The following is a 13,613-nucleotide window of genomic DNA, read 5'->3' on the forward strand; positions in this document are numbered from 1 at the left end:
ATCACTCATCAATTAATTGTAGTGTAATTCAAGGAAGGAGGAAGGATTATACCTTAAGGTGGAAAAGCATTAATGAATCCTAGGCACAAATTCAATTAATGCTTTTCTATGAGGTTGTTATAAAAGGAATTATAGCCAGGTAGGCTTAGCCAAAAGTGCTTCAAAGTCCTTAGCAGGTAATGGTCGGCTATAGTGGAAACCTTGTCCGAACTCACAGTTTAGGTTTTTCAGGTAATCCACATGACGCTGTTCTTCGATGCCTTCTGCGACGATCTTAAGATCCAGCGCTTTCGCCATTGCTATGATTACGTTCACAAGCTCGCGGTCTGAGTCGTTCTCGAACATATTTTGCATAAAGCTACGATCAATCTTTAAGCGGTCGAACGGAAACTTCTGCAAGTAACTCAGCGCAGAATAACCAGTACCAAAATCATCAATAGTAAGTTTGGTGCCTAACGCTCGTAAGTTATTAAGCATGTCTAATAGCTCAGAATCGTGATTGAAGAGGAGACTTTCTGTCACTTCAATATCGAACTTATCTGACGGAAGACCAGACTCCTCAAGGCTGTGTTTAATAAACGTAAGTAAGCGCTCGCAGTACCTAAATTGAACACTAGAAAAGTTGACAGAAACAAACAACGGAGTCAGACTTTGCCATTGTGCCGCTTGTCGACACGCTTGTTGAATAGCAAACTCACCAATTTGATGAATTAAACCATTTTTCTCTGCAATAGAGATAAACTCTTCAGGGTTTACGAATCCGTACTTGTCATCATTCCAACGCATTAGCGCTTCTGCCCCTACGAGTTTACCACTACTCAGCTCAATAATTGGCTGATAATACAGCTCTAACAACTGATTGGAGATCGCACTTCTCAGACGATTTTCCAGATCTAAGTAGCGTTGCAAGTCTTGGTTCATATTATGGTTATAAAAACAAAAGCCATCACGCCCATCTTGTTTCGCCCGATACATTGCCATATCTGCACATGCAAGAAGCTGCTCAGCGTTGTCTCCGTCATCCGGGAACACAGACATTCCGACGCTGCTACTCAAGAAGAATTCATGGTTGTTCCAAACAAACGGATCGTTAAACGCCGAAAGCACACTTGAAGCAACTCGCTTTGCAGTATCATTATCAGGCAAATCAGGGATGACGAGTAAAAACTCATCCCCACCAATTCTCGCCAATAAGTCTGTTTTTCTCGCGACTTGATACAGTCGCTGAGCACTGAGTTTAAGGATTTCATCCCCAACAAAGTGTCCCATTGAATCGTTAATCTGCTTGAAGTGGTCTAAGTCGATGAACATCACCAAAACTTTAGACCCACTACGCGATGCCCTAATTAACTCCAAAGCCAATCGCTCGGAACCATAACTACGATTAGGCAAATTAGTTAATATGTCATATTTAGCTTGGAAGGCGAGTTCTTTTTCAGACGCTTTTCGACGTTCAATTTCGTTCGTTAATTTTTTATTCTGTTGAGAAAGAATATCTTTACGCTTTTTTTCTTCCTCAAGCTTAATTTTCAATTCAATCCTATTATTGTTCGTGATGAATGCATAACATAAAGCAATGACGATCATAACGGCCAGAATACTCAAACCAATAATAAAGAGCCGTGATGTAAATATATCTCGTTCACTCAAAGGCTCGAACCACGCCATCAATTTGAAGTGATGTTTATCCACAGGCACTTCAAAGTAAATTTTTCCGTCTACAGCCTCAGAAACGAAATAATTCTCATCCTTATTGTGAGAAGGTGTTTTATTTATGGTATCCCATACAACCATTTCCACGTCTTTTATTTTTAGCACCATTCGGCTATAACTATCTTCGTGTTCTTGGTTAGTAAGTTGGTCAATAACAATATTCTTATTAAGATCGGCAATTAAAAAGGCAACAGGCTTTCCGGAGAACTTAACTTGCTTAATGACTTGAATGCGAACGTCATCATTGTATCGCGTCGCGCAAACCTCTTCGGGATGCCCGTGTTGAGTCATTAAGGTTTGTATGTCCATTTTGTGCTCGGCAAGGTTTTCAGATCCAGTGGTGACAATGGTGACTCCATCACTGCCGACCAGCGTGAGCTTTTTATAGATTTGGCTGCTATTAATTAGCTTACTGTCTATCTTCTCATCGAAGCGACGCTTTAAATTAATTAAACTGGCACCTAACCCATACTCCATTGACATTCCAGAAGCTAAATTACCAAAGAATGTTTGTATTGTTTTATCTGTAGCTAGATTATCAACATCTTCACTCGCTATGGTAAATAAATTATCGAGTGTGCTTGCATAACTTTTAACTTTTAAATCTAGTTCTCTGTATTGAGATTCTTTTAATTTATTTTGACCTACGCTAGTCACAGTAATAAGCATAGCTAGGTAAATTGAAACTAATATTGCGCTTATTGTAATAAATCTTTTACTGGAAAATTTTTTAACGGCCTTATTCATCGGACTTTCTTTTTATCTTCTATAAAGTAATCGTTATAAAAGTAGTAAATAGATGGATAGTATTTTTTTACTAATTTTTCGTATGAACCGTCTTTTTTTATCGAGTTTAAATAACGATCAAATGCTTTGCGTAATTCAGGGGAATTTTTACGGAATGCAACAGCCATTTTTTGATTTTCAGATATAGGGCCAATGACTTTTATTTCGCCCGGCCATTTTTCGAGGGCAATTAGCGTATCCGCAACATCTAATAATGTGCTTTCCGCATCATTTTTCATTATCGCTGGAACCATCTCATTAAGGAGACGCGCCCCATCAGGTAATATAACTTTTGCACCTGTGTCATATAAGTCATAAAGGTTAGGATCCAAGCAAGAATGTTCTAAAGCTAACACTTCGCGACCATCGATCAGCTGCTTGACGTTTTTAACATCTTCATTGACCGACCCACTTGGTTTAATCGGGCTCAGACTAGAGTCGGATCTGGAAACCAACCATACACCTGAAGGAAAATAATCTTGTGAAAAATCGACAACCTCAGAGCGCCAATCAAGAATAGTAACGCCATTTGCGATCAAGTCGCCTTCAATTGGAACACTTTCTCCGACAACAGCCTGCTTGTTGTGATATTGCACATTTTGCCCTGTCAACTTACCAACCACGTCGCTCCACTGTGCTGGAACATACTGGTACTGAACACCTAACGACTTGGCAAAACCTTTTATTATCTCTACATCCAAGCCAGTCAAAGTTTCCACTTCACCTTGTTCAATATAGGAGACAAAGTTAGCGTACGGGACACCAATGTGACGCAGTACACCGCGTTCACGGATTTGTTGTAAATCGTCTGACCAAGCGGCAGATGACGCAACAGAGGTAACCATGAGCGCCACCGTCGCTAAAGTTCTTTTGAATGTTATGACTGACATAATAATATCCTTACCTTTCACAAAGCGCCCAATAATGGGCGCTTGAGTGATAAACAACGATGTTAGAACGACGAGTAATACAAATTCGTCATCGCCACTACGAGCCCTTCCACATCTTGTTCGTCATGGAACAAATGCGTAGAGATACGCAGCGCGTAAGTATCAAAGTCATCATCCTTATGCAGCTTAAAGCTAGTCGTACGGATGATGTAACCATACTCTTCACGTAAACGATCTCGGAATTCCGTCAGTATCTCTTCATTAGTTACATCGGAGAACGGATTAACCGTCGTTAAGCCACTGGTTAAGCCTTCCACGTTTGGTGAATACATTTTGGCTTGTGGTAAGTACTCTTGAAGCAAGGTTTTACATAAACTACCAAGGCTTACAACTCGCTCTTCGATACGGTCTCGACCAATCTCATCCCACATTTTGCAACTATCAACTAGTGCTTGTTTCGCAGGATAGTTATCGTTACCAATGTATTGCATTTGCAGCTGTTTACCCAGGTAATCAGCATGAGAAAGTGAGGAGTTGATCAACCATAACGGGTTCTCTCGGTCACTCCAATACTCATTCAAACGGTTACCATTATCACGAACATACAGAATACCTGTCGCGCCCGGACCACACTGCCACTTATGACCAGATCCTGCATAGAAATCACAATCCATATCGTGGAAATCAAGGTCAAACATACCGACCGTATGCGCGCCATCAACAAGAGTAGGCACACCATACTCTTTTGCTAAAGCACAAATGGCTTTTGCTGGTAGCGCGGTTCCTGTTTTGTATGTGATATGAGAGAAAACAATTAGGCGAACGTTTTGATTCGCATCAAGCGCGTCTCGGAACGCTTGAATGTAATCTTGCTCAGAAACGTTTTCAGTACCAGTAAATACTGGTAGTTGAATTTCTACCACATCCACACCAAAACGATGTTTCGCTACGTTCATAGGTGATGTTGCAGCAATATGTTCATGGTGTGTCGTTAGAATCACATCACCTGGTTCAAAGTGTAAGCCATTAATGATCGAGCATAAGCCATCAGTAGTGTTGCGGCTGAGAATGATCTCTTCTGGGTTAGCACCAAAACCTGGTGCGACGTCTTTAACCATCTCAGAAACATACGGCCAAGAGCCAAATTTGCCTTTCATATCCCAAGGATATTTAGCCACCAGCTTGTTGTTATGCTCGTAATCTTCAAGAACATGTTTTGGCATTGAACCTGTTGTACCAATGTTCATGTAAGTGGTTCGTTTGTCCAAAACGAACTGCCTTCGCACTTTACGCCAGAAGCGCTTATCGTGTTTTCTACCTAGCCCGCGGCTGCTCCAATCAATTTTCTGTTCTCGTGCTTGAGCTACGCCTGAGAAAGCGGAAGCACTCACACCAGCAACAACAGCTCCTGTTGCGCCTTTCAGAAAATTACGGCGGCTGCTATTAGTCTGAATAGATTCCTTGTCTTTCATCTTTTTCAATCCTTGTCGGAAATTAGCCATATTATTAATTTTAAGTGCGTAACTATCTGTTACTAAAACATTATTACCCATTACAATCAGAGTTTAATTTTTTCCTCTGCCATTAAGTGACTTTAGTTCCAATTTTTTATCTTATTTGATGATATAAGCAACAGTTTGACCACAAATCTATAAACAACAATGTTCACATTAATATATTCGTTAATTTGACTATTCTTTATTGCGGACAATTCCACCAAATTCTTTATAAAACAATTATGAGCTTTGTTATAAAGTCATTAAAAATTTAACTTTGCGTTAATTTAAAAATATTCAGGCTATTTTAAGATTGGCGTCTATTCTTTTTATATCTTAACGATCTCAATATGTTAAGACTAAATAAAAGAAAGCTGATTTCGGATCGAGATATCAGTTTGAGACCATAAAGTGATACACATCACTCTATGACATAAACTCACCGCTCAACATACATAAGTAAAACAGGTTTTCACTAATATGTGCTTGAGCGTACACCCTAAAAGAAGGAGGTCCCATGTTAAAAGGATTGCTATGCATTTCAGTTGCATCCGCTCTTGTCGCCGCCCCTAACGCGCTAGCAAAAACGGTAGAAATGACTGCTCTCAACACCAATGAGAGTGCGGGTACCATTGAGATTTCACAAAGTGATTATGGCGTTGTTTTTACGCCTCAATTATCAGGTTTGTCAGCAGGTGTGCACGGTTTCCATGTTCACACTAATCCATCTTGCGATAGCATAGAAAAGGATGACAAAACCGTATTAGGCGGCGCAGCAGGTGGCCATTATGATCCTAACAACACAGGGAAGCATGGCTATCCTTGGACCGATGACAATCATTTAGGCGACTTGCCTCCACTCTATGTGGACATGGACGGCAATGCCAATCAGCCCGTTGTCGCACCTCGCCTAAAATTATCGGATTTAAAAGGTCGAGCGTTAATGATCCATGCAGGTGGTGACAATCACTCCGATCACCCAAATAAGCTAGGTGGTGGTGGCGCTCGCGTCGTATGTGGTGTTATTGAATAAACATTAACTTATGTCTCACACTTCTCTTTAGATTGCGAGAAGTGTGAACTTCTGTTGATACTGAGAGGAGGTTGCATTGGTCTCAAGATAACTGTGATGCAACATGAGTATCGACTGTACAATCTTGGTCCCAATACCTAGCGAGCCTCCCTGTGCTTCTTCTTCAATATGGTTAATAAAGGCAAAATGAATTCTTGATTTATCGTCACTCAAATGAGCATGACAATGTACTTCAGAACGCATTGGACTGTGGCGCAGCGCATTTTCAAGCAAGTTAAGCACCAACCGCTCTAAAAGGCCTTTATCACCCACGGTTTGAATTTCGTTATCGACGTCTATTTTCAGCAGCACTTCTTTTCGAGCAAACTGGCTTTGCATCGTCTCGGCGCACTCTGCCATCAAGGATCCAAGATCCACTGGTCGATACTCGTAATTCGGCATGGGCGCTTCTTTTCGAGCTACGTCCAACAAAGAGTGCAATTGCGTAGACAGCTTCTCACAGTTTCTGAAAGCGACGTCAATCAAAGGGTCGGATTCCGGATGCTGCAAACGCCACGTTTCCAAATAGCCAAGAACGCTCGATAACGGTGTTTTTAAATCATGACTAAGCTGCAATAAGCTTTGACGACGATGAGACGATTGATACTCCAACTGCAAAAACTGTTGCTGGATATGCTTCGCCATCATCTGATAGGAATTTGCTATCGGTACTAATTCCGGAACTTGGCGCGTAAAATCGGGTTGCAGGCGGAAATCATGTTCTGCTTGTTGTTGAAGCTGATTGGTCACGCGCTCAATCGGGTTCAATAAACTGCGTTTCACTAACACATAAGCACCTAATGCAAAGCCTAAAATAGACACTAAAACTAACCCAGCGAGCGCGATATAAGGTGTGTCTACTTGGGCGTTGGCAATCGCATCATGTCTGGTACTGCCAATGACTACATAGAGATAACCCACGGTTGAGCCGAGTTCCTCAATCGCTGCTACGGAAAACACTTTGTGCTCGCCACGATTACGAGGATCTTCGCCTAAGATGGGGAATGGCTCGTCATTCAAGAATCGTTTAATTGGGTTAAGATCTACCTTACCCATAATCTCTGCACCTTCTGGTGCTGCATGGGTAGTGATGTTGCCTTGGCTATCAAGAAAGTAGATTTCGAAATCCGGACCAATCAACATAAGGGTATGAAAGATGGATTTAAGCGCTTTCGGGTTGTAATCCGTACCTATCATCAACGGATTATCATCACGCATGTGGCTTGCCAGCTCTTTGTGCAGACTCTGTTTAGTGCGTAATTCAATGGTCTCTTTTTGCCAATTGTACGTTAATGCAATAACGGCTGCTGCTAAACAAAACCATAGGCTCGTGAACACCACTAAGCGAGATTTGAAGCTCATCCTAGCGCCTCCTTAATCAGTCATTACTCGGGTAGTAAAGCTACTGTCGCGGTTGAAACTTGTACCCCACGCCCCATACCGTCTGGATAAAATGATGATCAGAGTCAGACAAAGACAACTTGCTACGTAGGCGATTGATGGTGCTACACACCGTATGATGATAACCGGAATGGCTGGTATTCCACACATGGTCGAGTAATTCATCTTTACTGTAGACTCTACCTGGGCGTGTCGCGAGGAATTGCAGCAAGGTAAACTCTGTCGCGGTAAGAATGACATCCTTGTCATTTAGGGATACCTGATGCAATTCTGGAATAATTCTTAATGGACCAAAATCCATGCTATCTTCAAGTTCACTTCTTTCAACTTGTACTTCAACGGTTTGACTTACCCGTCGCAATACATTGCGTACTCGAGCTTGAAATTCTAATACGCTAAACGGCTTGGTAATGTAGTCATCCACACCCGCCTCCAAACCATCCACTTTATCCATCTCACCATCTCTGGCAGTCAGCATGAGCACAGGGCTCCAATCTTGTTGCTGACGTAAATAATGGCAGATATCTAAGCCGTCACCATCTGGCAAACCTCGGTCAAGAATGAGTAAATCAAAAGGTTGTTGTTGGTATTGCGCTTTGGCTTCGGCGACATTCGTTACCCGCAACACTTGGTGTCCTTGAAACTTGAGATGCATTTGAACCAGTTCTGCCAAATCATCATCGTCTTCTACCAGCAAAATGTTCGCGACTAAATTGATTGCCTGCTGTTCCATGGTCCTTTCCCTGCGTCTGAGAATCCTCACTTTGCACATGACCGGAACAAATCGGAATTTCTTTCAAAAAAGGTTCCGATGACGCCATGAGGGTTAAAGCGCTCGGCTACAAGCGCTTTGGAAAGGAGACGCCATCGGAGCCTGTATTACTCGACTCGGGTGATAGTGAGTTTCGCTCCAGGATTCAGGAAGCGATGGTTCGCAGAAAGCGCAGAATTGGCTAAACCATCATCTTTACTTACCACTCCAGCGTGAAACGCCACTACGTCATTTGTGTCGTTACGAGTAGCATTAAAGCCTTCACCACCGCCTGCAGGTCCCGGAATGGTGGCTGCAAGTTCATCGTTCAATTCCGTGCCGGAATCCCAAACGTTCATGCTCATTTCGTAGCTTTCACCCACTGCGAGCGATTTGAGCGATAGCCCCGTTTCGCCAACAAAGGCATCATTGGTATTCACAAACATAGACGCAACAGACAAGTAACCGTAACGACTAGGGTCAACCGTGATGGTGACTTCGTCCGATGCACCCGGCAACACCAATCCATTACCCGAAATACCTTGGTAAACACTGTCATTGCTGTTCATCAACTCAATCAGCTCAGCGTTACTCCCGCCTTCGGCAAGATGCTCAAGTTCAACAGATGCGGCTTGTCCAATTTCAAACAGTTGGTAGTCACCATTGTGAGTGAGTACCGCGAGCGGAGACATAGGTTGATTCGCAGTCAAGTTCGCCACGTTGACGGTGTAGCGGTACGATTTCACTACATCGTTATCATCATCGCTTGGACAACCGGCGAGCAAGCCGACTGAAGCTGCAACTAGTAAGATTCTGTATTTCATACATCCCCCTTACTTCACAACGATTGTGATGGTTGCAACTGGGTTTAACCAACGATGGCTGCTGCTGTCTAGGTCACTGATGCCGCCGGCTGGATCGCTATCACCAAGGTTACCCGGATGCACGTGAACTTTGTCGTTAGTTACCGTTGCTTCAACGCCTGTGCCGCCAGTACCAAAGGTAATGAAAGGTGGGTTTGGCATGCTAGACGCAAGTTCATCGTTCGCTTCTGTACCGGCATCGTAACTTCTTAGCGTTGCTCGGTATGTACCCGCTTCCGTTGGAATCTTCCAACTATCCAGACCGACGAAACCATCATTGGTTGGCAACAACATCGCGCTCAGAGAAAGATAACCGTGGTCGCCACTATCCAAGGTGAAGGTGGTTGCAACACCTGGATTCAAAATGCCACCAGCAGGGTTCTCAACCACCGCACCACCAGCGTTACCAATCACACTAGCAAGCCCAGAGATATCACCACCTTCTGCCATTGCTTCTAGTTCTGGCGTTGCTGCTTGACCCGTTCTGAACATTTGAAGATCAGAGCCATGTGCAGCAACAATAAGTGGCGTAAAGTAGATGCCTTTGGTTGCGTTTGTCACGGTGATTTCCAATTCCGCCGCATTCACTGATGCAGAGCCTAGTGCCATAGCGACTGAAGTCATGACGAGTCCGAGTTGGGTACGTTTTTTCATTGTGATTCCATCCTTTAATGAGGGTTGAACTACCCAAGCCCATGTGTACGGCTTTACTTCTTTGTTCGTGACTTGAGTAGGTTAAGCATTACGTTTCGAACGTTTTGCGTTCTTGCCTCTAAGAATGACGAGCAAATCTATCAGCAACTTCATCGAATTCTCATAAAATTCTCACAAGTTCTGTTCGAATTCTGTCAGCAGCACTTTTTTACTCTTAATCAGGTATTTACACTTCGCGCTTTCCCCTCCTAAAATGCAGTATTCCCTGTTTAAATCACGATTCTCACCATGATTCATAACGTTCTGTCTGCCTACTATGGCGAAATTTACGGCATCGCTTTTTTCAACCACTACTTGAGCCATTACGCCCAAAGTGAACAACAAACACTGTGGAAAACCTTGATTGAAGTGGAAGAGCTAACCGCAGAAAAGCTCAAACCTGTACTGCTAACAAATGGCATGGATATCGAAAGTCGACACCAAGAGATGCTGGATAAAGGCTTGGCAGATGCAACTAAGTGGATTGGTTTACCATGGCAAGAGTTGGTGGCGACTCTTCTGAAGTGGGTAGAACCTTATGAGGTCAAATATCGAGAGTGGCATGAAGAAGTGAACGCTTCACAACAGTATTCAATCGCTGAGCGAGAAGCTATCGAGTTAATTGCAGACCATGAAACGGCCATTTATCACTGTTGGCAGCAATACCATACTGGTGAATCTGGCTTGCCTGCACTCAATGCATTTTTGGCAAAATATCGTTAAAGCGAGACGGTGACACTTGAACCTCGTGAAACCGTACCAGACAATATCGTTATTCCGCTGCGCAGAACTGAACAATTATGGTTAATCCAAAACTCATTGCCCTACTTCCTGATCTTGCTTCGTTTATCTTGGTGGTAAACGAAGGCAGTTTTACCGCTGCAGCCAAACAACTCGGCGTGACGCCATCGGCTTTAAGTAAGTTGATCACACGGTTGGAACAAGCCCTCTCGGTGAAACTGTTTGAGCGCACGACTCGTAAGTTGATCATCACTCAAGCAGGACAAAAGGTTTATGACCAAAGCATTGCAATGGTGAATGCCGCGCAGCAAGCCGTTGAGCTATCTGCGGAAGATCATTCTGAGCCAACAGGCGCACTCACAGTAGCAGCCCCTGAAGCATTTCTTAATTCGGTTCTTCAACCGTTTGTGTTGCCATTCCTAGAACGTTATCCAAATATTCAGCTTAAGCTGCGTGCAGCAGATGGTGAGATTGATCTTTTCCGCCAAGGTATTGATGTCGCCTTTAAGCTCACCGACAAACCCGATGAGAACCTGGTCCTCAAAGAGATCAGCAAGACCAATCTTGTTTTGTGCGCCTCTCCAGATTACCTTACCAAACACGGTATGCCAGAGCATCCGACTGAGCTTGAGCAGCACGATTGTATTTATCTTGCGGAGAACGACAAAGACAACATCTGGTCTTTCTTTAAAGAAGAAGCTTTCCACTCGATTGCCGTGAGTGGACGTTACGCCGTTAACCATTCTCAAATGCGCTTGAATGGCGTTAAGTCAGGCTTAGGAATTGGGATCTTCCATGACTTCGTAATCAAAGACGCGTTAGAGCAAGGGGAAGTGGTGGAAGTATTGCCGGATTGGATGATCAAGAGTAACTACCACGGCGCTATCGCGATGCAGTATGCGCAAACCAAATACATGCCTGCTCGTCTGCGCGTGTTTATCGACTTCGTTAAGGAGCATTTAGTCTCCGAGGACACTAACCATGCTTGAGGATACGAGCCATGTTTGAAGAGGCTAACCATGTTTAATGCTATTCATCACGTCGCGATCATTTGCAGCGACTACCCAAGGTCAAAACGCTTTTACACTGAAGTGTTGGGGTTAAAAGTCATTGCCGAGAACTATCGCGAAGCTAGAGACTCCTACAAGCTTGACCTCGCTTTACCTGACGGCAGCCAAGTTGAACTGTTTAGCTTTCCGGGCGCACCGGAGAGACCGAGCTTTCCTGAAGCACAAGGGCTACGGCATCTCGCTTTTTTGGTTGATGATGTTGAACAGGTGAAAGCCTACCTAGAATCGAATGACGTTGAAGTTGAGCCAATTCGTATTGATGAATTCACAGGCAAAGCCTTTACCTTCTTCCAAGACCCAGATGGCTTGCCATTGGAGATTTACCAGAAATAAAAAGAGCCAGCACGTCGCTGGCTCTTTTACTATTCCATTCTTTGTCTGTTACTAATTCAACGCTGTTTTCAGCTTCTCAACGCGGTTAAACAACAGCCAATCCAGTGCAAGAACCGTAACAATCGCGAAACCGCCCATCGGGAACGCGAGACACAATATCACTAACGTTACTAAGCCAAGCTTCCAAATACTGTCTTGCTGAAACTTAGGTGGCGCACCCAATGCAGCACTGCGACTTGGTCTACGAATCCACCACATCACCACACCTGTGATTGAGATTAAGATGAACGCCAAACAGAACACTACGTTGAGTACTTTGTTCAATATACTCACATCACCTTGATGCAATGACACACCTGCCGCCATGAACTTGGCAAATAGGCTGTAATCTTGCCACGTTACATCCACCAACAAGCGACCGGAATACTGGTCAAAGTGGCTGGTGCGATCTTGTCTTGGGTCGGAAATATCGCCACCCATAGAGTTAGCTGCAACGGTGTAAACGCCCGTCTCAGAGCGCGGCAAAAACAGCTTATAACCAGTGAAGCCCATCATTTCAGCTTTGAGGATGATATCATCAATGGAGAGCGCATCATGACTGCCTGCGTATGCCGTCTCTTCCTTCATATTGGCATGATCATGAGCGGGCTTATCTTTCGACTCTGGCACAGCAGCAAGCTCTAAGTTCCATGGCATCTCTTCTGATGCACCATGGTTAAGATCTTTATGTGTCAGTGTGGATTCCGGTTTCTCACCCCATGTGTAATAGGTTGGGAAGGTATTCCAAGCTTGTACCATTTTCGCACCCCAGATCCCTGCCCACGACAATCCTGAAATCAAAAAGAACAACAGCACAATCGACAGCACACCACCTAAATTCGCATGCAGGTCACGAATCAAAATTCGAGGGCCATTGTTAAAGCGGATTTTCAAAAAGCCGGCGCGGCTGGCGTTGTCTCTAGGTAACCAAAGGTACAAACCAGACACCAACAGCAAAATCCCCAAACTTGCGGCGATTTCAATTAAACGGTCGCCTAGGTTGCCAATGAGCAGCGTACCGTGAATACTATTCATCAGTTCATAGATGCTATCACCACGGTCAATGGTGCCTTGTACGTCTCCTGTGTAAGGATTTACTGCAACAATCAGCGAGCTGCCTTCTTGGTTTTGAATCGAGAAGCGGTTGGCAATATCGGCCGTTTTAGCAGGTACAAATTGAGTGACATTAAAATCGGGATACGCCTGCTTTACGGTTTCCAATTGTGCAGAGACAGCAACCATTTGCTCTTGTGGTGAAACCTGTAATGTCGCTTCGTATCGAGCCAGTTCGATTTCGTCATCAAACAACATCACCAATCCCGTGAGGGAAAGCATCAGCATAAATGGAATGACGAACAAACCTGCGTAGAAGTGCCATCGCCACGTCATAAAGTAGATGGATTTTGCGCGTGAGGCTTCCTTGAGTTGAGGCTTTGCCGAGTTTCTCAACATGTGTATTTTCCTTTTTTCATTGTTGAACACCCAAATTCAGCCAAACGCATCCTGCACATACACATTCGTATGCGGCGTTATTTGACTTAGATTTGGGAGTACCACTGCTCGAAGTGGCAGTGTTGTTGGCTATATACCCAAGTGACTTCAAGATGCTGGATTCAGAGCGTTGTCATTGATTCGAGTGCAAAGAAAACAACGCTGTGTAATAGATAACTCTTTCCAAGTTGTTTGAAGCAGCAATCGGAGCAATGACACGCTCCCGAAGGGCGAGTTGTCTTGGCTTGTATACTTTGTTGTCGATATCTTGATT

Annotated in this window: 12 protein-coding genes; 4 read left to right on the forward strand and 8 right to left on the reverse strand. The window is 43.9% G+C overall.

From position 1 onward, the window contains the following. Positions 1 to 129: 129 nt before the first annotated feature. The 3 genes from R7E29_RS11545 to R7E29_RS11555 form a co-directional block, all read right to left on the reverse strand. A complete protein-coding gene (locus R7E29_RS11545) occupies positions 130 to 2,460 on the reverse strand; it encodes a putative bifunctional diguanylate cyclase/phosphodiesterase (RefSeq protein ID WP_053303866.1) in 2,331 nt (776 codons plus the stop codon). Beyond that, the gene (locus R7E29_RS11550; protein WP_042521667.1) at positions 2,457 to 3,389 is read right to left on the reverse strand and encodes a transporter substrate-binding domain-containing protein; all 933 of its coding nucleotides are present in this window, start codon (positions 3,387 to 3,389) and stop codon (positions 2,457 to 2,459) included. Before R7E29_RS11550 ends, R7E29_RS11545 begins: the two co-directional genes overlap by 4 nt. 62 nt (positions 3,390 to 3,451) lie before the next feature. Further along, positions 3,452 to 4,861, reverse strand: a complete 1,410-nt coding sequence (locus R7E29_RS11555; protein WP_005375092.1) for an aminotransferase class V-fold PLP-dependent enzyme — start codon at positions 4,859 to 4,861, stop codon at positions 3,452 to 3,454. 541 nt (positions 4,862 to 5,402) lie between these two features. Between R7E29_RS11555 and R7E29_RS11560 the strand changes: the two genes are divergently transcribed. Beyond that, positions 5,403 to 5,918, forward strand: a complete 516-nt coding sequence (locus tag R7E29_RS11560; protein WP_017635497.1) for a superoxide dismutase family protein — start codon at positions 5,403 to 5,405, stop codon at positions 5,916 to 5,918. Positions 5,919 to 5,945: 27 nt separating this feature from the next. Here the strand turns inward: R7E29_RS11560 and R7E29_RS11565 are convergent, their stop codons facing one another. From R7E29_RS11565 to R7E29_RS11580, 4 genes are all read right to left on the reverse strand, one after another. Then, complete coding sequence (locus R7E29_RS11565; RefSeq protein ID WP_054576605.1) at positions 5,946 to 7,319, reverse strand: sensor histidine kinase; 1,374 nt, start codon at positions 7,317 to 7,319, stop codon at positions 5,946 to 5,948. A 40-nt stretch (positions 7,320 to 7,359) separates the two neighbouring features. After that, positions 7,360 to 8,091, reverse strand: coding sequence for a response regulator transcription factor (locus R7E29_RS11570; RefSeq protein ID WP_029790775.1), 732 nt, complete (start codon positions 8,089 to 8,091; stop codon positions 7,360 to 7,362). A 146-nt stretch (positions 8,092 to 8,237) separates the two neighbouring features. Further along, the gene (locus R7E29_RS11575) at positions 8,238 to 8,933 is read right to left on the reverse strand and encodes a spondin domain-containing protein (protein ID WP_054576604.1); all 696 of its coding nucleotides are present in this window, start codon (positions 8,931 to 8,933) and stop codon (positions 8,238 to 8,240) included. 9 nt (positions 8,934 to 8,942) lie between these two features. Next, on the reverse strand, positions 8,943 to 9,626 hold the full coding sequence (locus R7E29_RS11580) for a spondin domain-containing protein (RefSeq protein WP_033906705.1): 684 nt from the start codon (positions 9,624 to 9,626) through the stop codon (positions 8,943 to 8,945). 288 nt (positions 9,627 to 9,914) lie between these two features. Here R7E29_RS11580 and R7E29_RS11585 point away from each other — a divergent pair, with 288 nt between their 5' ends. The 3 genes from R7E29_RS11585 (at position 9,915) to R7E29_RS11595 (ending at position 11,809) form a co-directional block, all read left to right on the forward strand. After that, on the forward strand, positions 9,915 to 10,388 hold the full coding sequence (locus tag R7E29_RS11585; RefSeq protein WP_054576603.1) for a hypothetical protein: 474 nt from the start codon (positions 9,915 to 9,917) through the stop codon (positions 10,386 to 10,388). Between the two features lie 77 nt (positions 10,389 to 10,465). Next, positions 10,466 to 11,395, forward strand: a complete 930-nt coding sequence (locus tag R7E29_RS11590; protein WP_017635503.1) for a LysR family transcriptional regulator — start codon at positions 10,466 to 10,468, stop codon at positions 11,393 to 11,395. A gap of 30 nt (positions 11,396 to 11,425) precedes the next feature. Continuing rightward, on the forward strand, positions 11,426 to 11,809 hold the full coding sequence (locus R7E29_RS11595) for a VOC family protein (RefSeq protein WP_009704980.1): 384 nt from the start codon (positions 11,426 to 11,428) through the stop codon (positions 11,807 to 11,809). A gap of 51 nt (positions 11,810 to 11,860) precedes the next feature. Here R7E29_RS11595 and R7E29_RS11600 read toward each other — a convergent pair whose 3' ends face one another. Further along, positions 11,861 to 13,300 carry a PepSY-associated TM helix domain-containing protein gene (locus R7E29_RS11600; RefSeq protein WP_017635504.1) on the reverse strand — a complete coding sequence of 480 codons (1,440 nt, stop codon included), beginning with the start codon at positions 13,298 to 13,300 and terminating at the stop codon, positions 11,861 to 11,863. Positions 13,301 to 13,613: the final 313 nt, after the last annotated feature.

Source organism: Vibrio sp. Vb1729 (assembly GCF_033338655.1).
Lineage (GTDB): Bacteria > Pseudomonadota > Gammaproteobacteria > Enterobacterales > Vibrionaceae > Vibrio > Vibrio alginolyticus.